Raw genomic sequence first — 20,981 nt, 5'->3', positions numbered from 1 at the left:
TATTGGTATTTGGATTGGCATTACAGCTACATCCAATGTTACCAATGATTCAAAGAATATGTAAATACCTCACAAAGCCAAAGAGATCACGATTCATACTCCCCATCCAGCACCCACGATTCGCTCCGACTCTTGGCGATCACGAATAAGAAGCAGTCTGTTGTCTTATCGATATTGCCAGATGAGAAGGGAATCGTTAACATGAGATATAAATGAATCACAAGGAGGCGCAGCCGATACCGTGCAGCTCCATTGGTTGGAACATACCAAACCATTCATCGGGCGCAGCAAAGAAATGAGTCACGTCATCGACTGGCTCGACGATCCCCAAGCCCCTTCCCGTATTCTATACATATCTGGCATGGGCGGCATAGGCAAGAGCTCGCTCATGACGGAGATGATGCTTGCCGTTCAGCAACGACATTGGACGAGCATCTGGCTGGACGGACGCTCATGCTTGACAACGCCCGTAGGATTTTTCGAATACTTAGCGTCCGCCATTCAATTAGAACGATATAATCGTCAGCCTGTCGATCCGCTCGAAGTACTTATTTCTGCTCACGCTTCCCTTCGCATCGCTATCTTTATTGACAATTCCGAGCATATATCACTGCTGGAAGGCTGGATTATGAATGCATTTTGGCCAAAGATGTCGTCACAGGGTGTCCTCCTCGTATTCGCCTCACGCTCCCCTATCCCACTTGTATGGAAAACGAATCCGCACAGGGGGAGACACATTACCGAATTGCCGCTGGCCCATTTCTCGTTTGCGGAGACGATGGACTATATTTCACACACAGGTGCATTCTCGAAGGAGATAAGCGGGGAAATTGCTCGGAGCTCAGATGGCCACCCGCTCGGTCTGGCACTTGCCGTAGAAGCTGTTCAAAAGAAACAAGTGCTGTCGAACAAGGATACGAGTATTGTCTCCCAGACGATCAGCGCCCATTTACTGCGTGAACTCACAACCGATGAAGTTCAGCCATGCGTCGATGCATTGATCGTGCTGCAGCAAGCCAACCAAGAGATGCTCTCGAAGTTCCTGGGGCGCCCTGTCACGATTCAGCAATATCGGCTGCTGCAGAGCATGTCTTTTATTCGAACCGTTCCTGATGGCATTGCTCTGCATGATATTGCCCGTATGCATCTGCATCGGGATTTCCGAGCAAGAGAGCCCGAGCGATTGGAAGAGCTTCGAACGAAGGCAGCCAAGCTTCTCTATCAGCAATTTCGCCATGTAGATCTTCATCATAGGCGCGAAATAGCGGCTAAGCTGCTCTATTTGTGCAAGGATACCCTCCAATCTGATCGCCTGTATGCGGACTGGACGGTAGATTCGCCAGACTCGCCGCTCGAAATTGTGACCGAAGCCGATCTGCCTGTGCTGCATGAGCTGCTGGATCAGTGGTGCGACTACAGCATCGATCCATGGCAGCGTAGCATCTACCATCAATTTATGGATGAACTCGTTGAACAATTTCCAGAGAGTATTGTGGTTCTGCGCGAAGCGGATGGCAAGCCTATCGGCATGTTCATGTTGCTGCTTATGCATCGGGATACAAGCCGACTGATGGAACAATACATACCTTCCGAACTTCATGAATGCTTCACGCAAGAGGAACTAGCCTGCAGCGCGGATCAGGCGGATACGTACTACGCTGTCTTAGCAGCAGCAACAGACAAGCATCCCATGTTCACTCGAGAAGAGATCGTCGGCCTGCTTACCCGAGATCGGCTCTCCTTACTCGGTCAAGGCTCCCGCGCAGTGCTTGTTGCCACCAATCCGAATTTGAAGACATTCCTGCAGCAGGTTGGGTTCCAGCTTCGTCCCACACGTACAAGGAATTGTGATACTTCATACGCAAGAGCGGATATTTTGGAGCTTGATCTCAGACAAGAACGATTCGGGGAATGGATCATGTCCTTCTTCATGGAGCAGACAAGCGAGTCCAGCGAACAAGGAAGCACGATCACCATACAAGATGTTCGGAAAATGCTATCCTGCCTGCACGAGCCCGGCAAACTGAATCACTATACCCGCTTCTTTCCTGCAATTGCGAACGGAGTCGCTCTGCAAGCACGCTTGCTATCTATCTTGGAACACAACACATACCGCCTTCAAGAGCAGGATCTGCTTCTCCTAAATACGGCCTACAACTTGCATCCTCATAATCACATCGCTGCTTCGCTTGCCTGCAATATGAGCCGCGCTACCTATTATCGCTATTTAAACAAGGCTGTTCAAAATATGACCGAGATGATGAAAAGCAAGGGACTTCATTAACAGCACAGCAGGGCCTTGGGCTGATGATTCAATACATCTCAGCCTTAAGGCCCTCCTTATGTATCTTGACCTCTTCCCGCAATTCCTCCAGAACGGCCCCCTCATCAAACCCTAGCTGCTCGATAATGTCCTCGACACGAACGACCACTTGTTTTTTCGACATTGAACTCATATCTACTCCTCCATCTCCCATATCTGTTCCATCTGTTCCTCTCATCATCAACCTCGTACATTCGAGAGTACTTTCTTGTTGCCTTTACTATAATTCAGAAGCCCGGTTCCTTCGTCTCAACTTTTTCTCATCTTTCTTACATACACCGTCATTTAAGGTTGGCGTAAGGTAAATTTCAGCCTTATGAAAGGTTCGGGACTTACAGTTGAAGCATGAAATCATAATTTGAATGATACGAAATGGAGTTGAAGATACTCGATGAATACCCAACCCGTCGTTGCTACTTGCGGCCTTTCGAAATTTTATAACCATGTATGTCGGGTGAACAAAATTGATCTTGAGGTTCCTGAAGGCGAAATATACGGCTTCCTCGGCCCGAATGGGGCGGGGAAATCCACAACCTTGAAGATGCTGCTTGGTCTAGCCAAGCCCACCGATGGCCGCATCACCCTATTCGGTCAGGAGCTCGGCAAACATCGGCGTTCTATCCTTAATCAGATCGGTTCCTTGATTGAATCTCCTTCTTATTACGGTCATTTGACTGGACTTGAAAATATGAGGGTCATGCAGACATTACGCGGGGTTCCGAGAAAAAATATAGATGAGGCACTGAGAATTGTCCGACTTGAAAACCAAAAAAACAAAAAAGTAGAGCATTACTCACTCGGCATGAAGCAACGGCTGGGCATAGCTATGGCTCTTATCTCCTATCCCAAGCTGCTCATATTGGATGAGCCTACGAACGGGTTAGACCCGGCAGGCATCGGGGAGATTCGCGAGCTGATCAAATCAATGCCGCGGCAGTACGGAATTACCGTGCTTCTTTCCAGCCACCTGCTCTCTGAAATTGAGCAGATCGCCACCTCCGTTGGCATTATTAATGATGGCAATCTACTCTTCCAAGGGAAAATGGAGACACTGCAGGAGCGAAATAGATCGTCCCTCGCAATTCGAACGAGCAATAATGCCGCAGCCGCAGCATGGATGCAAACTCAGGGCTATATGGCCAACCTGCAGGACGAATGCTTACAAACCGAGCATATGAGCGATCAACAAGTGGCGAGGCTGAATAAGGAACTCGTGCTGAGCGGTATTGATGTTCTTCGGATCGAAGAACGCAAAAGAACACTGGAGGATATATTCTTGGAGCTTACCGGAAGGGAGAAAAGCTTATGATTAGAGCTTTGTCCCTAGAATATTTCAAGCTTCGCCGCAAGCGTATCTTCTCAATGGCAGCCTTATTTCTGGGTGCTCAAATGCTATGGGCGTTGGTATCGACAACGATGTCGATCGCTCGTAATCCCAGCAGCGCGGACTGGAAAACGATAATTGCAACAACATCTTCCATGAACGGCTTATTTCTCCCGATTATCTCGGCTATCGTCGTATCGCGCTTGTGCGACATGGAGCACAAAGGAAACACATGGAAGCTGCTACTGGCAACGAATATGAATCGGAACAGCATCTATGCTGCCAAATTCATATGCGCTGCATCAATTCTCTTCCTTTACCTCGTCCTGCAGGCTGGCATCATTTTCGCATTCGGCATGATGAACGGTTTCGATTCAATCCCGTTGCGGCTGCTCATTTTGCATATTGGAGGAGCACTTCTGACAAGCATAGCCATCATTGCCTTGCAGCAATGGATTTCCCTTATCGTAAAGAATCAATCCTTTGCCCTGTGCCTAGGCATGATTGGCGGTTTTATTGGCATGACAGCGGATCTATTTCCTGCATTCGTGCGCCGGATATTTATATGGTCTTACTATTCCGGACTGTCTCCTGTCTCCTATCTATATACAGAGAACACCGCAACATACGTGATGCAGCCGCCAAGTCCCGTTCTGATAGCTGCGGTGCTGCTCATCGCTGCCGCATGTTACGCGGCAGGTAATATACATGTCTCTCGCAGGGAACTATAGGAGGTTAATCGATATGTTACGAAGCGTTTCCGCCGAAGTTCTGAAGCTGCGGCATTCTCGAATTTGGATCATTCTTGTTGTTCTTCCCGTTATTAGTCTCGTAATTGGCTGTGCGAATTATTATTTCAATCGAGAGGTTCTGCAGCAGGAATGGTACAGCTTGTGGACGCAAGCTGCTCTCTTTTATGGCATGTTCTTCCTCCCTGTGCTAATCGCTATCTGTTGTGCCTATGCATGCAGATTAGAGCATATGAACCGGAACTGGAATGCTGTACTGACGGCCCCTGTATCCATTGCCAGCGTCATCATAGCCAAGCTGATTGTCGTTGGAGCGCTCCTGTTTATTGTTCAGTTGATATTTTTCACTCTATATTTCGGTACGGGGTATTTGCTTGGTATCTCCTCGGCCTTTCCTTCCGATGCGATAGGATGGATATTTCGAGGATGGATATCCTCTCTCGCGATAGCTGCCATCCAGCTTGTGCTCTCACTGCGAATCCGCAGCTTTGCGGCACCGATCGGCATCTGCTTATGCGCTGTTTTCCTTGGGTTGGGGCTGTATGTCGCGAAGTTCGGCATGCTGCTGCCGTATTCCATGCTGACGATTGGTATGGGTGTAATCAGTCAGGAAAGTCTAAATGGTGCAGAGCTTATCCAATTCTATGTGATCAGTGGCATTTATATTGTTCTATTCACTAGTCTCGCCATTCGCAGCCTGCAGAGGAATGATGTCATACAAGCCTAATTCGCTCCAGAAAGGGAATCTGAAATGAAAAAAATAATTCTTATCGCCGCGCTGTTGTTCGCAGCCGTCGTAGCATTCGGTATATTCTTCCTTGCTCCGGAAAGACTAGCGCCGGACAACCCGGAAGGGAAGACGATATATTATGTACAAATCAACAGGAATGAGGCAATGAAAAACAAGAACGGCAGATATGAATACAGCCTCCTTGCTTTTGATAGCCAAGGAAGCCAAAAACAACTGGACTTTACCACCAGCAAGCAATTACGCAAGGGAGCTTATCTGGAGCTGTATACGACAAGGCTACGAGGTGTTACCTATTGGCATGAAATCTCGTATGACAGTCTTCCCGAGAACATAAGAGGAATTTATAAGCCATAGTAGTTTTATGCAACCAAGGGCCGCTATCTGGATCATACGCTGATCAGAGAACGGCCCTTTTCGTGATTGCTTAACTGAGGAGTATTAGCATATTCATTGATCAAGAACGTTGAACGTCATGATGTATATTCCATAAATACTAGAACACCATTATACAATTCTACTAACTGTCTATGTTCGTCTTTATGTTAGCTTAGATTAGCTACTAGCTGCTTTATCCGAACAGCTTGGCAGCTCAATTGTAGCGCACATGCCCTGCCCCGTGTCACTCTCCAGCAACAGCTGTCCGTGATGTGCCTCGGCAATTCTAGCCACCATAGGAAGTCCCAAGCCATGTCCATTCTGTCGCAAGTTCTGCCTCTCCGCGGAGTATGGCAGTTTCAACAGATCCTCCAGCGATTCACGCTGAATCCCTACTCCGTTATCCAACACTGTAAATTGACAAGCCGAACCATCGGCTGATTGATTAACAAGGAGAGAAATGTCGCAGCCATCGGGATTATGGTCGATGCAATTCTGCACCAGATTCGTGATGGCACGAAGCATCAGCTTGCGATCGACTTCAGCCTGAATATGCTCTTCCTTGATCTGCAATTCAATCGCATACCGCTCATCCAGACCTTGATTCAGAAAGTCCGCAGCAACCTGTCTGGCTAGAGCCGCTAATCGCATAGGCGCCATGTTCAAGGGCTGCATCTCATACTCCAGCTTGGAGACCAGATTCAAGTCACTGACGAGAGTCCGCAGCTTCTCACCCTGCTTGCGAATGATCGCCGCCTGCTGCCTCTGCTCCCTAGGCACTCCAGCATGTTCCTCCAGCGCACTGGCATAGCCAAGAATCATGGACAGAGGCGTGCGAATGTCATGGGAAATTCCCGCAATCCAATTCGACCGCGCCTCATTGCGAGTACGAAGAGCCGCCTGCCTTTCTCGCAGCATTTCAGAGGTATCATTGATGCTTCGCGCAAGATTGCCGAATATCCCCTTCTCTTCTGCACGAACGGCCTCTTCCTTGCCTAGCGCGTTAACAACGCCCGTGAGCGGCTTCAAGGATCGGGCAAGCCGAGTGCCGATTATGATAGCCAGCACGCAGCCGAGCACGATGTTGCCCAGCAGCAGGATTAAGGCCCTCTGCGGTAAAGAACGTATCCATGGCACGAGAAAGTCAAAATGATACTTCGCATAGCTATCCTTCGGATAACCAAGCACGACCAATCCATCTGTATGTTCCCATACGTATACCGGATGCTCCTGCAGATATTGACGGGTGAACTTGGCAACCTCGGTTAAGGAATATGCACGCTGGACGTCTTCAGGCAGCTTGTAATCCCATATAACCTGGCCGCCCTTATCAAGCAGCATCGCCCATGCTTCGGTAACCTCCAGCATCTGGCGGGAGGAGGCGTCTAATACATGTGTCTGTCCCGTCCGCTGCAAATGATTCGCTACAAACTCCACGACACGCTGTGGGGATTGTCCGGCGTTAATCTCCTTGAACACGAAGAAACCGAGCATGGCCAAATTCAAAGCAATGATCCCGGCAAAAATGGCAAACGTGATGCCCGTAAAACGACGAATAAGGCGGATAATGCTATCCATCGTTCTTATGCTCCTTCACCACAAGCTTGTATCCGAGCCCTCTAACCGTTAGAAGACTACAAGGCTTGGAAGGATCCACCTCGATCTTCTCCCGAATTCGCCGGATATGCACCATTAACGTATTTTCATAACTGGCGCCATCATCGCCCCAACCGGCCTGGAACAATGCATCAGTCGTCACAATACGTCCTCTATTCTCATATAGCTTCATAAGAATGGCATGCTCCTTGGCCGTAAGCGGCTGCTCGCGTTCTCTATCCCCATCAGTCTCTCGATACACTACCGCGCTCTCTAAATCCACTGTACATCCTTCCAAGTGGAAGGTCGGCAACCTCTCCTCCTGATGCGTCTGGTACACTCGCTTCAAAATGCCGTTCAGACGAAGAATCAGCTCCCTTGGCAAAAAAGGCTTCACAATATAATCATCGGCTCCTAGACCTAATCCGAGCAGCCGATCCTCATCCTCACCCCTCGCAGATAAGAACAGCGCCGGCATGCTGGAGAATTGGCGGATGGCCGTCAGCAGCGCAAAGCCGTCCTGATCCGGAAGCATTACATCCAATATGGCGATGTCAGGCTTGTCCCTGCGGCACGCGGCTAGTGCAGATTTGCTGTCGGATGCCGTATAAATTCGATAATAGCCCTCTTTGCGCAGCAGCATATCGATCATGGTGCGAATGTCAGGCTCATCGTCCACAATAAGTATTTTTTTGCTTTTTAGATTGTCCACACTGCTCCCCTGCCTTTTCTTACGATAAGTAGTTCGTTAAGCATATCATTGGGTTGGAATCGACCGAGGGAAAATAATATCTTCGACAAGAAGATGTATATAACCTGCATAAAAGAGATTCCAAGGCCCTGAAAGGAAGCTTAAGAACACTAGAATGTGGAATAACGGGCAGGATAGTTCAAAAGTTTCGCGAATACCCCACATATGGAGTTATTTACGGAATTCGTAAATAAGACGTTGTGCGTAATTACAGTAAAACAATATAGTGAGGATGATTATTCGAAAATGAAAAAAACAGGTGTTTTACTATTTCCTCTATTCAGTGAGTATGAGCTAACCGTTGCATTGTCCATTTTGAAACAAGGAAATAAACCTATTACAACAATAGGGATAACTGCAGAACCGATCTTTGGAGAATCCGATTTGAAGTGTCTGTCCGATTATACTATTTATGATGTAGATATAGAGACATTGGATAGCATTTTGATTCCTGGGTGTATGGATATTACAACGCTATTCGATAATGATGATTTAATAGAATTTATTAGAAGATGCGTTGAGTTTAATAGCGAAGTGATTATTGGTTCAATTTCAAGCTCACCCTATTTATTAGCTAAAGCAGGGATATTAGAAAATCGGAAGTATACAATCGGTATGCATGAAGCAGGCCGAAGTCAAACAGGAGTTTTTAATGAAGAGAATTATTGTGATGATTTAGTAGTACAAGATGGGGGCATATTAACAGCTAGAGGAAGGGCATTTATAGAGTTTGGAATTAGATTCGGACAACTATTAAATTTAGATTTTGATTCCAGTTGGTATAAAGGGAATCATAAATAACATATAGTATTTCGAAGAGGACTGTAACTACGCATAACACAGTGTTCACGCTGCGGGGGACAAACCTCTTTGATCTCCGGCAGCCCTAATTTAACTATTCTCTTCTGAACACAAGTTATATAAAAAGAGCCCTGCCCGGTATTTGTCATAACCGGAGCAAGACTCTATTCATACTCCCTATTTCATCGTAATCGAAATTTTATCTTCCTTTTGCACCCATTCTGCCTTCGCTCCCAGCTTCTCGCTAATGAAGCGAAGCGGCAAATAAGAGGTTCCTTTAATCGCGAAAGGCTTGTTGTCCAACTGAACTTCCTTGCCGTTCATCGTTATTGTCCCCGACTTATAGTTGACATCAATGGTCAATTCCGCGCTGCCAGTACCCGCATTGGAGCGGCTGACCGTGACAACCTTGCTTAGTATATCAAACTTGATCGTGGCACCCAGCTTCTCGAATATCGAACGAATCGGCACGAAGGCTTGACCGTTGCGAATAACAACGCCGTTGTTCATCTTAACAGTCTCTCCATTCAACACAAGCGATATCGCACGGTGTACCGGCACGGCCTGCGCATGCATAAACTCATAGTCCCCGTTTCCCAAATCCGCATCATTGTTAACGCCCCAGCCCCATAGAGAGCCGTCTGCCTTCTGCATGATGATATGTCTCCAGCCAGCCTTTACCGAGCTGATATTCGAAGCAATAAGTTCAAACTTGGCGCCGCTTGACATCGATTCGGTTTCAATAGACGCTTGATATACGTTTCCGCCATTCGTGAGCGCAATGATTGAACGTTCCACAACATACGCTTCTTTCACATCAGAGATATTCTTCAACTGAATCGGCTTCGGATTGTCATGAACCGTCGTTACGTCGGACACCCCCGTCCACGTACCCTCCAAAACCAGAGGCGAGATGCAGAGTCGATTGCCAGATTCGCTTCTCTATTTGAATAGATGGATCGGATCGCAGCCAAACCATCAACTTGCGAAGGAGCTGGGGTGCTTCCCGCCGGAAATTGAAGCGGCCAGCTCCACACCGTGCCGTCCTTTTTAAGCACCAGCCCGCTCGCCACGGACTTCACCTGAGGTAAGGAAGCAACCTTCTCAAACGAAGTTAATTTACTCGTTCCCTCCCATACAGTACCGTCCTTCTTCAGGAAAAACCATCGTTCCGGGTTCGGATGTTCAGGGGAGTACGCAGCTATTTTTTCAACCTGATCGATGCCGGACAGCTCCTTGAATTGAGCATTGTCTTCGTCTGCAACAATATAAACTTTGCCATCTGCATCAATAGCTAAATCGCCATTCCAGAAAACCATATCATTTATGCCGCTTACGGGGTGAATCTTAATTTCTGGCGATATCGCGCTACCTTTCAAATACCATACCTTCTTGTCATCCGTCACCACATAAGGGCCAACGATCCGTGTTACTGGGCCAATTCCATGCAATTGAGTCGGCACAGCCTGATAATTTCCCCACACCCAATAGGTTTTGTCTTTCTTAATTAACGAGTTCGATCCATATTCTTGAATTGCGTTGCTTGATTTCTGCTCTGCCGATACGACGGATGCATTGGATCCTCCAATTATCCCTAAGCTCAATACCGCCGCCAGCATCCATTTTCCCGCATGTACTATTCTTTTCATTGCAACATTTCCTGTCTCTATGAAATTGAAAGTTTTCTATCCATTTATATACCATATTCTACCATTTATTCAGCATGATTTTCCACAGATTTTATGGCACAATTTCATGAAGCTCAGCCTGCTATATCTGTAAAGGAGCCAATGTATCCTGGCATTCTTACATTTTGCCTCTCTCTCGATCGCCACATGGCATGGTTAAAGGTCAGTTACAATATTATTCTCTGCTGGGATCACCTCTCGCGGATTGGCCAGCTGGAATAGCTCCCCCCACTCTTGCAATTGATCGATAATTGGCTTTAATTTCATCCCAAGCTCAGTTAATTCATACTCTACCTTAGGCGGAACTACAGGATAGGCATGACGGAGAATGATTCCCGCAGCCTCTAGCTCCTTAAGCTGTTCTGCGAGCATTTTATGATTAATGCCTACAATCCCTTTCTTCAGTTCCCCATAACGATGCTTGCCTGCAAACAGTTTGCAAATAATAGTCGGCTTCCAGCGCCCCGAAATGATAGAGACTGCCAACTCGATTGCACACTGGTACTGCTTTCCGTTCATTTCATACATAGACGGACTTGTCATCTCATACTCTCCTTACGGTAAGTATTTCACCAAAAAGTGCGTACTTACATTAATTATGTTCATCAATTATGATTAGCATCGAAAAGATAAGCACCAATCAAAATGATCAGTCGACAGCCTCAATATATCATATGGTGGTGGATACAATGGATAAAATTGTGAAGAAGGATTCTGTAGAGGTGTTATATTCCGTTGAAGGCAGCGGATCAGGCTTATTGCTCATCCATGGGACAGGAGCAACCCATCAATTGTGGGAAGAATTAAGTCATACCCTGTCCTCCCACTTCACCGTCATGTCACCCAACTACGGTCAGTTGGGAACAAACTCACGCCTGGAGCTGGACGATGTGGTCGAGCAGCATCTTGCCGTCGTTTCCCAGGAAGGATTCGAGCAATTTCATGTCATTGGCTACTCGCTAGGAGCAGAGATTGCCGCAGCTCTGGCAGCCAAATACCCAGGGCGCGTGCTATCGCTTACGCTGGTTGCAGGATGGGTAGAGTCGGACGTGTCGGTACATTTCCAATTCGATTTATGGCACAAGCTGCTCAATTCCGATCGTACCGCATTCGCCCAATTCCTAATGCATACCGGCTACAGCTCCGATTATTTGAATCAGTACGCCATTCATGAGCTGCTAGCGATGGCGGATGATCTCGCTCAAAATCTTGCGCCGGAGATGAACCATCACATTGAACTTGATACCCGCATCAATCTGCGTCCGCTCTTAGACAGCATATCCGCTCCAACCCTCGTTATTGGATTGACCCATGACCGCATGGTGCCTGTTGAGCAGACGAAAGAACTTGCTGCCCTGATCTCCGGTTCACAGTACCGTGAAATTGCTTCTGGACATTTGATCGTCACGGAGAATGGCGTCGCCTTGCTAGAAGAACTGCTGCTCTTCCTCGCTCAAGTAGATGAGCGGCTTAGATCAGTGCTTGACGGTATTGTGCATTAATACAACCCACTTCGAACAAAAACGATAATGGAATGAAAAAAGATGACTTCTGAGTAAATTCAGAAGTCATCTCTGTTTTGAGTATGATTAATATTCTTCTCCCGGATTAGAGTGGTTCTCATCTCCACTATTACTAGTAGAGCCACCATCCGCATCATATCCATTCACTTCGAAGGTAATGATTTTATCAAAGAATACATATTCCCTACGGTTCTTGAATGGCCCTTTATTATTATTATGCTTGTCAAACGCAAACATCACGGAGCCATTTCCAGAAGCTCGACCTTCATACCATGCAATAAATGCATTTACTTCCTTCATGGAAAGATCGAATTCTTTTGAAATCCCGTTATTTAATACAATATTTAATAGAGCGCGATTCCCATACTCTCCCTCATCAGTCCCCGGTGGTGTAACTTCATCTGAGTTCGGAGTAGCAGATGCTTCATTGGACTGCCCAATCTCACCACCTTGTGGACTTACAGCGGTTACTACATAATAGTATTTAGTGCCGTTGGTCACTAGTGAATCGACGTAGTCATAAGTGCTCCCTGTAACAGTTGCAATTGTCTTATATGAGCCTCCTGCAACAGTGCTCCGCTTGATGTTAAAACTGGATGCACTATTAGTGCTATTCCAATGTAGTGATACTTTTTTATTACCGCCTGTCGCAGTTAATTGAATCGAAACAGGATTTGGTTGTTCTGTTGATTCTCCAAACACATTCCATTCCTTAATTCGCGTACCGGACGAGTACTTCAACACTACTGTTTTAACATTTTTAAATTTTTCAGGAAGTGTTTCTACTTTATCATTCACTAAAGGTTTATATGAATACAGCAATTTCCCTTCAATACCATAAAACTCCATAGTACCTAGATCATTTGCATTTAAAATAACAGCCGAAACTTCTACCGGTGAAGCAAAGGAGTACCATGCCATCTCTCCATTAGCGATGTACTGTCCAGAAGAAGGGTTATTATCCGTAAACTCGCGAATCGTCTTTTCTGGTTTATTTAGTACATCGCCAACATTGATGCGGACTCCGTCCAACAATCCGCCCGTATACTTCGTTGCATTCGGCGTTACGCTACTTTTATCGTTGGTCATGGAATTTGCGCTTTCCCCTGCCTCGTTCACAGATGACACGGCATAATAATAGGTAGTTCCGTTATTGACTGATTTATCTGTGTAAAAAGTATCCGTAACATTAGAAGCAATTACCTCAAAGATGCCACTTGGAGACTCGGAACGTTTCACAGTGTATGTCTTTGCTCCAGTAGAAGCCCACTCTAAATATACAATTTTATCACCGCCCTGACTCCAAGTAATCGTTGTAGGTGAAGGTGCGGAAGAAGGCTTAGTAAATACATTCCATTCCGTAATACCGCCTTCTTTTTCCGGTATCAATACGACAGTGGATACATCACGAAGAACTTCTGGAAGAGACTGAATTCCATTAGTGTTTAGAGCGTTATATGTTGGTAATTTTTTTCCTGTGGAATCATAAAATTCCATGATATCATTTTTTTTCGTGCTGTAGACGGCAACGGCCGAAATGTCCTGTGGAGTGGAGAAAGTATACCAAGCCTTACTCACATTTCTAAAATATGTTGTTGACGATGTATCATCATCCGTCATTTTTGAGTCGACTGTTCCTGAAAATGGTTCAACAATCGTACCGATTTGAATAGGTACATCGTCCAATAATCCACCTCTAAACGGGCTTGATGCAGCATTTGCCGGACTAATTGCAATCATGCCCAACATAATCATAAGCATCATAAAAGATAGACCTAATTTTTTCATTTTTTAGTTCCCCCTAGAATATTTTCTACTTTTCGAGCTGCTCTAGAGGTTAAATTATCATCAAATTTCATTTATGTCTAAACATAAAATTGAAAATATTGTAAGTATACACATTTAATTTAATTTATTTTATGTACCAAACTAAACTGGCAAATAGGCAAACCGTCCAGTTCCTCCAATGAGACTGAACGGCGATCACCTAATTAAATATGCGACTTACAATCTTGGATCAAGCTCCTTCTCTCTGCCTACTTCGAATAATAGATTTGCAACCAGTTCCTTATACTCCGCATGCTGAGGTGTTATCTCATCAAGCTTTACAGCCAGCATTCGCTGTCCCAGACGATACTCATTGAGCGATGTCTTCAGCTTCTGGCGCACGTTTTTCTGCTTGATCAGCTTATCGTACTTATGAGGAAATTGATAATCATAGCCGTAAACAAGAGACAAATAATCTGCATTTCTGACCTTCATATAAGGTACAGCATTGTTTATCGCTATCTCTGGTTTCATGACGACACCCTCCATACGTTTCTCCGTTGTCAGCTTAGAGAAATAGCGCTCTGCTTGCTCAACACAATCTGGCTGTGTTAGATCCACAATTACGTATTCGTCGTCAGACAAGAAGCTAAAGATCGCAGATGTATTCTCAGTTGGAATCCGTTCCTCGCCCGACTCATAAATCACTTTAAGCAGACCAAACGGCTTATATTCCAATTCCCCGTCCTCCGCGTACAGTCCCAGCTGCTTCTGATAAGTCTCGTATGCTTCCTCATGCTCGCTCAGCGTGACATGCGTCTTGAGCGCATCGTGAACATGCTTATAGCTCTGATAGATAGGACTGCCGTACTTTTCACTAAGCACCGCCTTCGACATATGATACTGGTCTTTTTCAAATTCCGTACTCCGATACGTCTCCGCAAGCTTCCCCCATGCAGCTTCAAAGCCTTGCTGCTGTAAAAATTCAAGCTCGCTCTCCAGAGCTGCCGCAATCGGCTTGAACTGCCGTTCGATCAGCCCTTCCCCCATCGCTCTCCAAGGCAGCAGTTCACCGTCCAGCAAAAGCATTGCGATCTGGTTCTCTTCCATAAAAGCCCGGAATCTGTGAAGCAGTTGCTCGTATACGTCTGTTAGATCCACTTGCTTGACTCTATATCCGTTCCGGCTCACTGCGAAGCACTGCTCAACGTCACGATACAGATAAATATTGCATCTTGATCCCATATATTTAGGCTGCAGCACTACCTTCTCTACTTGATGTTCTGCAAAGTAATCCAATCCCCGCTTCAACGATTCCAGCTCATGCGCATCTACATCTTTATCCGAAGGCGACATCGTTCCAGATATGAAATTAATCTGATTCCGTGTACAGTAATGCAACCTCCGCACTTCCTCATCGTTTAGATCCTGCAGGGATACCTTCCGCTGAACTTCAAACAGTGTCGGAAGCTCTTCTTCCATAATCGCTTGCTTAGCAGGATGAGATTTGAAGAATGGCTTGTAAGAGATGCTTACAGCGGTCAATCGATTGCCATGCACACTGCCTGTGTCTACGTGAATTTTGTTCTTGATACGAAAGGCTGTCTTGGCCGCCACATGGCCGAATATATGATAAGGCTGATTGCTAACCGCTTCTTCTTGAATAAAGCGCAGCTGCTCTTCGAGCGGCGCATCCCGATCAATGCGGAAATTGCGCTGACGACGAACAGCCTTTACATCCAGCTTCCCAATATACTTATTCCTACAAGGCGCGTGGGTCACATAGAACGATGGCGCATGAGGTGAACGATATTGATAGAACGGCTGCGATAGAGACACCAAATGATTAAATCTATCCAGCAGTTCTCGATCCCCCATCAACACCTGAATCGAATCGAAATACGTGCGCACCAGTTCCTGATCGACACCACTAACCTCTCCCTGCAAGTACTTGTATACGAAGTTCTCATGGTTTCCGAGCACGAACCGGAAGTGCTCCCGATTGTCATATAAAAAGTCGATGGTTGCTTTGGTCGCTTTGCCTTTATCAATCCAGTCCCCTACCAAAATGATGTCCGTATCCTGCACCCGCTCCGTGGCGCTGAGCCTGCCGTCCTCGATTCGGTAGCCGCAACTGCGCAGCAGCCCTTGCAAGTCATGAATACATTCATGCACATCGCCCACAATCGTATAATTGCGTTCATTCGGCAGGAATGTAGCTGCATATTCGCCGCGATTTTGAACAATGACGCGGTATTCCGGATGAGCAGTCCCCTGATCAAGCAAGTAAAAGTCCTTGCTGCGCACCCGATGGATATTGGCATATCCTTCACGCGCAAGAGAGCTAAGCACATCCTTTTTCAACCGATTCATATGGTTCGTAATCAATCTCTTCGAACGCTCCGATGCATAATAGTCCTCGCGCTTGCGATAGTCGAAGAGGATGACCTCTACGTGATAGTGATTGCGGTCAGCAATCTCTCGAACCTTGGCCCTGAAATCCTCGGCTAGTCCGGTCGTATCCAGGATCACGAACTCCGCATTCACCGGAAAAGAAGTGACCATATCCAGCTTCGTATATAGCAGATGAAAAGCCTGAGCGCTGGCCTCCAGCATAACCTGATCATATTTATCATAGTCGTGACCGAGTATTTCTTGCCGCATGCTGTCCGAGGACAAATATTGCACATTCATTTGCATGGCCCCTGATGCATCTCCCCTTAACTGCGGCATCAGCACTTCCTTGGCAAACGTCGTCTTGCCGCACTCCGTCGGCCCAATCATCATATAGATCGTATGAACGTTAGTGACAAGCTCCACATTCTTCCCCTCCCTTCCTGATAACGACGCCTTGCGTTGTCGGTATGCCATTCACGCGATCCCCGATCACTACGAACTCGTATGTGTATGCCGCTCCATAAGCGCTCATCGCTTCCGCAAACCAAGCTTCGAACTCCTCTTTTCCCATCTCCCAGCGGTGGTCGAGGTGCCGGAACGCTGTCAGTTCGTAGAAAACGTTAAAGTCTGCATTCGGCGTCGTAATGACGAAATGTTCAAAATCAATATTCGTGCAAATCGACTGGATCAGATGCTTCGCTTCATCCTTACTCATATGCTCAATCACTTCTGTCAACAACACGTCGACCTGCTCCCCGTTGTAATGCTCCATGAAGTGCTCAAGTGACGGATAGGTTATAATGTTATCTCGTTCTTTGGACTCGGCCTTTCGCTGCACGACCGCAAGCAGATCTTCATTAATATCTATTGCATAGTAGCTGCTGCTTTCTACTTTCGAAGCATAAGGGATTGCATAGAATCCCTCGCCGCAGCCAACATCGAGAATCGATTTGTTGAAGGGCAGTATGCCTGCAATGAAATTTCTGCGCTGCATCGCCGTTCCGCCGTATTCGAACTGGATCGCATATCGAACTGTACGTTCAAGTTCCACCTTATGTTTGCGGAAATCCTGCTTCGAGGACAAGAAAATACGTGCGAACAGGCTGCGAATATAGTACGGTGCATCGATAATGTTCATGCTCTTCACATATTTCACGATCATACTGTCTGAAATATCAAGACTCTCATTACCGAACATAGACAAGAATAAGCACAGCACACTCACAACATGAAGCAGCTCATGCAAGCTTCTCTGTGTCGTTATCTTGATAGAATAGCTCTTATCCGTCCGGTGATGGAGGTCGAAGGTATATGCCGTTACATGTTTTTGAAAAAAATGAATGTACTGCATGCGATCCACATGAATCATGTTGATGGTAAAGGAATGCTCATAACCCGCAACATCCTCTTCGCTCTGCGTCTTGAAGGGTGCCGAGAAAAATTCGCCAATCGCATGCAGCGGGAAAATCGGCGTATTATAGCGGGATACGTTCAAATATTCAAAAACTTCATCCTTATGCTGCTTATAGGAAACCTCATTGTCCGCATCCTTGAAATATACGTTATACTTCGCTGCATCGCTGTACCAGCCGTATGCCGTCCCCTTGCGAATCTGTCGCAAGATCATTCCGTTATGCGGGTTTTTCCGAATGAGAAATGAAAACTGTGGATGCGTTGACGATAATTGCACGATTGCCATTATGCTTCTTCTCTCCTTACATCTGCAGTTGTAATCGACCTGCGGAATAGTTCATCAAGCCGTGCATCATATCCACCTGCTGCAACAGGCTGCTGTGCGGCAATCCGTTCATAGTACCCGATGGATTGTTCGATAAAGGCATTGATGACTTCGATTCTCGGCTCCATATTCAACTCTTCTCCCGCGATCTTGCGCGCAAGCAATTGTTGAATAGCGGCATGAAGTTCACTGTTCGCCGGCACAAGCCGATCTACCAGCACCGGGAATTCAATAAGCGGCATCTCGTGATAACGCTCAATCCACTGGCAGGCCAGCAGCGGGCGCAGCACGTAAAAGTACTTTTTGATCTTCACGGACTCCCTCTGCAAATACCCTCTGTAGTTTCCTGTGGCCATGTGCAAATAGTGATACATACAGGCTCTCGGGGAAAAGGTATCGGAGGATAGGGCACGTATCTGCTCCACCACATCCAACTCTCCCGCATATACAATCGGAGATTGCAGCCATTCAAGCAAAGGCGGATTCGACTTGCGGAATAAGGACAATGCTTTCTTCATATCCCAACCATTGATGTCCAGCATATTGCTGATCGGCCGCTCAATCACGTCTCGTTTCTCGAATAAGGATAGATAGCTGTCCATAGGCCTTACATAGATGAATCGAACATCATAATCGCTATCCCTCGATGGAAATCCCCAAGCCCTGCTGCCTGATTCGCAAGCATATACTATTCGTACCTGTTCTTCTGTCTCGATATTTCGTAACGCATCTATAATTTGCTGCCGTATATTTTCCATATTGGTTTGGCTCCTTCCCTATCAAAGCTATCCTTTTGCAAGCTGCTCGTTTCGCTGTATCACTGCTTCGATTGATTTCCATCCTTCAACGCATGGTACTTAGGTTTTCCAGCATTTTAGCCATTCCCTAACCGTTGAACGGATGCGCATTGCTTTGTGCATTCATCATCTCTTATTTCCGGTTTTTCGAACATGGCGAAAGTATTACGACCTACCGAGATTATTTCGTGCTCCCGCAAAAGATTACCTGATACAATAAAAGAGAACTGCATGGGTTACTTGGGAGAAGGAAGGAGATTCGACGTGGCTAAGGAGAGTTTCGATAAGGAGATTCAGTATTTGCGCACGCTCATGCTGATGAGAGGGGCGTTCAATAGACAACAGCTTGCAGATCGGCTGGGCATTTCCGTACATACATTGGACAAAACGGCTCGACGCTTGAAGGAAGTTGCCGCTGCCTCAGAGGTGCAATCTAAGAATTCGTCCGAAATGGAGCTGGCAGAAGCCGTCCATCAACGCAATGACGATTCATCCGATCCTGCCCTATTGTTCTTGTTTCGAGCCAAATCATTGAAGGAATCCGAATCGGTACGGATATCGATTATTTTAGAGGCGCTGCAGGAGCAATCTATGACTGCTATGGAGCTTATGGATGAATGCTGCGGAAGAACGCCGGAAGAGCTGTCGCTGCCCGATGAGAAGACAATTCGAAGCGACCTGAAATATCTAGAATCGGTTGGCGTCATACGCAAAGCGAATGTATCCCGTCCATATCGCTACCGCTTGAACGATGAGCTCATACAGCAACTATCGGATGAGGAGCTGCTTGATTTATACGATTTCGTGGATGTAATGGCGAACACGCAGGTGCCTTCTGTCCATGGCTATTTGCTGCGGGACAGCTTGAAGAAGCAATTGCTGCTTGATCATGAGGGGCAATATCTTACCGACACCTTTTTATATAAGTATCACTATCATTTTCGCATATTGGATGAGGCCCATCTGTTTACCTTATTAGGCGCGATCAACAAGCGATGCAGAGTGCAATTCCAATACTTCACGCCCAAGGCAGAGAAGAGCTATGCCGCGCAGCAGACGAATCCGCGCTTCGAGAGGGATGGCGAAGGAACTTGGCATAAGGCTCTGCCCTTAAAGATCGTATATGACCATCAATATGGAAGATGGTATATGCTGAGCAGCGATAGAGAGGGTGTCCGCAAGTTCCGCATGGAGGGCATGACCCACATTGAAGAAGTGGAGGATGTATCCGAGGACATGTTCCAGATGAAGACAGCGGCGCTCATGGAGAAGCTCCAGTACAGCTGGCTCATTGATACCGGACGGCCCGTGAAGGTGCGTGCCCGCTTCTTTAGTCCTCGCCCAGGAGAACCGGACTTCATTAAGCAGCGTGTACTGCTGCAAGGGCAGTGGGGGGAAATTGTTGAGGAGGATGATCAATCCTTCCTATACGAAATTACGGTAAATGGAATTACGGAGATTAAGCCTTGGCTGCGCAGCTTCGGATCGAGCTGCGAAGTGCTTGAGCCCAGACATCTACGCCGCGAGCTGATAGAGGAATGGAAGGAGATTGCTGCTTACTATGAACCCATTTGAGAAAATCTTTGGCTATCAAATTCTATCCCGTCTCGAAGATGCGGGTACATTTGTGGTTACCTCTCATGAACGGGCATGGTTGAAGACGATGCTTGCGCATCCAGCAGCGAACGATGCCTTTTCCGAAGATACGATAACCAAATTAAATGGAATCCTGTCCTCAGAGATGCTCATGGATACCTCCCATAATCTTATTGAGAAGGCCAAGAGCAAGGAAAAGCATGTCTATCATCCGATGCTAAAGCCGCTCCGGAGGTACATCTCTTCCGGAACAGGAATACGCATCAGCTACGCAATCAAGGGCGGTCGTATCAACGAGGAGCATGAGGGCTTTCCATATAAATTAGAGTATTCCATTATTAAGCGAGAATGGTACCTGCTCTGGTACCATCGTCAGCACCGTGGTCTCATGAACACCAAGCTGCGCAATATTACCTCATTAACAGCAGAATCGCTCCCGCCTGCGGAAGCGGAGTACATTCTAGCGAAGCTTGCCAGCTTGCGCGATCGTCGCAAATCTGAGGTTGTGATTGAGGTCATCCGTGAATATAACCGCGAGCTGTCGCGCATCTTGTATGCCTTCTCCTGCTTCGAGACGGAGGTGATGTACGATGAGGAACAGCGCAGCTACCAGATTCGAATCCGGCTGCCGTGGAATGAGCATGAGTTCCTCTTATCCAAGATACGCTTTCTCGGCAAGCGCGTCCGTGTGAAGGATAATACATACCTGCAGAAGCGCATGCGCGAGACGGCCGCCATGGCACTGGCAAGGTATGAAGAAAACAGTGTATAGACCTAAGATGGTGTGGGGCGGGCTCTCGCCAAT

Annotated in this window: 19 protein-coding genes; 9 read left to right on the top strand and 10 right to left on the bottom strand. The window is 46.7% G+C overall.

The window, feature by feature from the left end:
• The first annotated feature begins 241 nt into the window (after nucleotides 1–241).
• Entirely contained in the window at nucleotides 242–2,284 is a 2,043-nt protein-coding gene (locus RQP50_RS00305; RefSeq protein WP_315742345.1) for an ATP-binding protein, read from the top strand.
• Between the two features lie 28 nt (nucleotides 2,285–2,312).
• Here RQP50_RS00305 and RQP50_RS00300 read toward each other — a convergent pair whose 3' ends face one another.
• Nucleotides 2,313–2,456: a hypothetical protein gene (locus RQP50_RS00300; RefSeq protein WP_315742343.1), complete on the bottom strand. Its 144-nt coding sequence runs from the start codon at nucleotides 2,454–2,456 to the stop codon at nucleotides 2,313–2,315.
• Nucleotides 2,457–2,714: 258 nt separating this feature from the next.
• Between RQP50_RS00300 and RQP50_RS00295 the strand changes: the two genes are divergently transcribed.
• From RQP50_RS00295 to RQP50_RS00280, 4 genes are read left to right on the top strand one after another with little or no spacing between them, the layout of a single operon-like run.
• Nucleotides 2,715–3,632, top strand: coding sequence for an ABC transporter ATP-binding protein (locus tag RQP50_RS00295; protein ID WP_315742341.1), 918 nt, complete (start codon nucleotides 2,715–2,717; stop codon nucleotides 3,630–3,632).
• Nucleotides 3,629–4,378 carry an ABC transporter permease gene (locus RQP50_RS00290; RefSeq protein WP_315742339.1) on the top strand — a complete coding sequence of 250 codons (750 nt, stop codon included), beginning with the start codon at nucleotides 3,629–3,631 and terminating at the stop codon, nucleotides 4,376–4,378. The genes RQP50_RS00295 and RQP50_RS00290 overlap by 4 nt, the downstream gene beginning before the upstream one ends.
• Nucleotides 4,379–4,391: 13 nt before the next feature.
• Nucleotides 4,392–5,123, top strand: a complete 732-nt coding sequence (locus RQP50_RS00285) for an ABC transporter permease (protein ID WP_315742337.1) — start codon at nucleotides 4,392–4,394, stop codon at nucleotides 5,121–5,123.
• A 24-nt stretch (nucleotides 5,124–5,147) separates the two neighbouring features.
• Nucleotides 5,148–5,501, top strand: coding sequence for a YxeA family protein (locus tag RQP50_RS00280; protein WP_315742335.1), 354 nt, complete (start codon nucleotides 5,148–5,150; stop codon nucleotides 5,499–5,501).
• Between the two features lie 198 nt (nucleotides 5,502–5,699).
• On the opposite strand, the gene RQP50_RS00275 is transcribed toward RQP50_RS00280, so the two are convergent.
• Together RQP50_RS00275 and RQP50_RS00270 are read right to left on the bottom strand one after the other, a co-directional pair.
• Entirely contained in the window at nucleotides 5,700–7,100 is a 1,401-nt protein-coding gene (locus RQP50_RS00275; protein ID WP_315742333.1) for a sensor histidine kinase, read from the bottom strand.
• Complete coding sequence (locus RQP50_RS00270; RefSeq protein ID WP_315742332.1) at nucleotides 7,093–7,830, bottom strand: response regulator transcription factor; 738 nt, start codon at nucleotides 7,828–7,830, stop codon at nucleotides 7,093–7,095. The genes RQP50_RS00275 and RQP50_RS00270 overlap by 8 nt, the downstream gene beginning before the upstream one ends.
• Nucleotides 7,831–8,115: 285 nt before the next feature.
• Here RQP50_RS00270 and RQP50_RS00265 point away from each other — a divergent pair, with 285 nt between their 5' ends.
• Entirely contained in the window at nucleotides 8,116–8,670 is a 555-nt protein-coding gene (locus RQP50_RS00265; protein WP_072727573.1) for a DJ-1/PfpI family protein, read from the top strand.
• A gap of 177 nt (nucleotides 8,671–8,847) precedes the next feature.
• On the opposite strand, the gene RQP50_RS00260 is transcribed toward RQP50_RS00265, so the two are convergent.
• The 3 genes from RQP50_RS00260 to RQP50_RS00250 form a co-directional block, all read right to left on the bottom strand.
• The gene (locus RQP50_RS00260; protein ID WP_315742331.1) at nucleotides 8,848–9,549 is read right to left on the bottom strand and encodes a stalk domain-containing protein; all 702 of its coding nucleotides are present in this window, start codon (nucleotides 9,547–9,549) and stop codon (nucleotides 8,848–8,850) included.
• Nucleotides 9,537–10,319 (bottom strand): RCC1 domain-containing protein, encoded by a 783-nt coding sequence (locus RQP50_RS00255; RefSeq protein WP_315742329.1) that lies wholly within the window; start codon nucleotides 10,317–10,319, stop codon nucleotides 9,537–9,539. The genes RQP50_RS00260 and RQP50_RS00255 overlap by 13 nt, the downstream gene beginning before the upstream one ends.
• 195 nt (nucleotides 10,320–10,514) lie before the next feature.
• Nucleotides 10,515–10,901 carry a winged helix-turn-helix transcriptional regulator gene (locus tag RQP50_RS00250; protein ID WP_315742327.1) on the bottom strand — a complete coding sequence of 129 codons (387 nt, stop codon included), beginning with the start codon at nucleotides 10,899–10,901 and terminating at the stop codon, nucleotides 10,515–10,517.
• Between the two features lie 146 nt (nucleotides 10,902–11,047).
• Here RQP50_RS00250 and RQP50_RS00245 point away from each other — a divergent pair, with 146 nt between their 5' ends.
• Nucleotides 11,048–11,860 (top strand): alpha/beta fold hydrolase, encoded by an 813-nt coding sequence (locus RQP50_RS00245; RefSeq protein ID WP_315742325.1) that lies wholly within the window; start codon nucleotides 11,048–11,050, stop codon nucleotides 11,858–11,860.
• 87 nt (nucleotides 11,861–11,947) lie between these two features.
• Here the strand turns inward: RQP50_RS00245 and RQP50_RS00240 are convergent, their stop codons facing one another.
• The 4 genes from RQP50_RS00240 to RQP50_RS00225 all read right to left on the bottom strand — a co-directional run bounded on the left by RQP50_RS00240 (nucleotide 11,948) and on the right by RQP50_RS00225 (nucleotide 18,541).
• Nucleotides 11,948–13,669 (bottom strand): hypothetical protein, encoded by a 1,722-nt coding sequence (locus RQP50_RS00240; RefSeq protein ID WP_315742324.1) that lies wholly within the window; start codon nucleotides 13,667–13,669, stop codon nucleotides 11,948–11,950.
• A gap of 216 nt (nucleotides 13,670–13,885) precedes the next feature.
• Nucleotides 13,886–16,468, bottom strand: a complete 2,583-nt coding sequence (locus tag RQP50_RS00235; protein WP_315744498.1) for an AAA family ATPase — start codon at nucleotides 16,466–16,468, stop codon at nucleotides 13,886–13,888.
• A complete protein-coding gene (locus RQP50_RS00230; RefSeq protein ID WP_315742322.1) occupies nucleotides 16,452–17,744 on the bottom strand; it encodes a class I SAM-dependent methyltransferase in 1,293 nt (430 codons plus the stop codon). Before RQP50_RS00230 ends, RQP50_RS00235 begins: the two co-directional genes overlap by 17 nt.
• A complete protein-coding gene (locus RQP50_RS00225; protein WP_315742320.1) occupies nucleotides 17,744–18,541 on the bottom strand; it encodes a nucleotidyltransferase domain-containing protein in 798 nt (265 codons plus the stop codon). Before RQP50_RS00225 ends, RQP50_RS00230 begins: the two co-directional genes overlap by 1 nt.
• Before the next feature lie 303 nt (nucleotides 18,542–18,844).
• Here RQP50_RS00225 and RQP50_RS00220 point away from each other — a divergent pair, with 303 nt between their 5' ends.
• Together RQP50_RS00220 and RQP50_RS00215 are read left to right on the top strand one after the other, a co-directional pair.
• Complete coding sequence (locus RQP50_RS00220; RefSeq protein ID WP_315742318.1) at nucleotides 18,845–20,155, top strand: helix-turn-helix transcriptional regulator; 1,311 nt, start codon at nucleotides 18,845–18,847, stop codon at nucleotides 20,153–20,155.
• Nucleotides 20,142–20,948, top strand: coding sequence for a WYL domain-containing protein (locus tag RQP50_RS00215; RefSeq protein ID WP_072727581.1), 807 nt, complete (start codon nucleotides 20,142–20,144; stop codon nucleotides 20,946–20,948). The genes RQP50_RS00220 and RQP50_RS00215 overlap by 14 nt, the downstream gene beginning before the upstream one ends.
• Nucleotides 20,949–20,981 lie beyond the last annotated feature (33 nt).

This window comes from Paenibacillus suaedae (assembly GCF_032337355.1).
Taxonomy (GTDB): domain Bacteria; phylum Bacillota; class Bacilli; order Paenibacillales; family Paenibacillaceae; genus Paenibacillus_B; species Paenibacillus_B suaedae.
The sequence above is the reverse complement of the archived record's forward strand: the minus strand, read 5'-3'. Positions and strand labels throughout refer to the sequence as shown.

Coding starts and splice junctions, on each gene's coding strand:
- RQP50_RS00245 (WP_315742325.1), top strand. CDS start 11,048: ATGGATAAAATTGTGAAGAAGGATTCTGTAGAGGTGTTATATTCCGTT.
- RQP50_RS00265 (WP_072727573.1), top strand. CDS start 8,116: ATGAAAAAAACAGGTGTTTTACTATTTCCTCTATTCAGTGAGTATGAG.
- RQP50_RS00225 (WP_315742320.1), bottom strand. CDS start 18,541: ATGGAAAATATACGGCAGCAAATTATAGATGCGTTACGAAATATCGAG.
- RQP50_RS00250 (WP_315742327.1), bottom strand. CDS start 10,901: ATGACAAGTCCGTCTATGTATGAAATGAACGGAAAGCAGTACCAGTGT.
- RQP50_RS00275 (WP_315742333.1), bottom strand. CDS start 7,100: ATGGATAGCATTATCCGCCTTATTCGTCGTTTTACGGGCATCACGTTT.
- RQP50_RS00240 (WP_315742324.1), bottom strand. CDS start 13,669: ATGAAAAAATTAGGTCTATCTTTTATGATGCTTATGATTATGTTGGGC.
- RQP50_RS00295 (WP_315742341.1), top strand. CDS start 2,715: ATGAATACCCAACCCGTCGTTGCTACTTGCGGCCTTTCGAAATTTTAT.
- RQP50_RS00300 (WP_315742343.1), bottom strand. CDS start 2,456: ATGAGTTCAATGTCGAAAAAACAAGTGGTCGTTCGTGTCGAGGACATT.
- RQP50_RS00255 (WP_315742329.1), bottom strand. CDS start 10,319: ATGAAAAGAATAGTACATGCGGGAAAATGGATGCTGGCGGCGGTATTG.
- RQP50_RS00290 (WP_315742339.1), top strand. CDS start 3,629: ATGATTAGAGCTTTGTCCCTAGAATATTTCAAGCTTCGCCGCAAGCGT.
- RQP50_RS00230 (WP_315742322.1), bottom strand. CDS start 17,744: ATGGCAATCGTGCAATTATCGTCAACGCATCCACAGTTTTCATTTCTC.
- RQP50_RS00215 (WP_072727581.1), top strand. CDS start 20,142: ATGAACCCATTTGAGAAAATCTTTGGCTATCAAATTCTATCCCGTCTC.
- RQP50_RS00280 (WP_315742335.1), top strand. CDS start 5,148: ATGAAAAAAATAATTCTTATCGCCGCGCTGTTGTTCGCAGCCGTCGTA.
- RQP50_RS00285 (WP_315742337.1), top strand. CDS start 4,392: ATGTTACGAAGCGTTTCCGCCGAAGTTCTGAAGCTGCGGCATTCTCGA.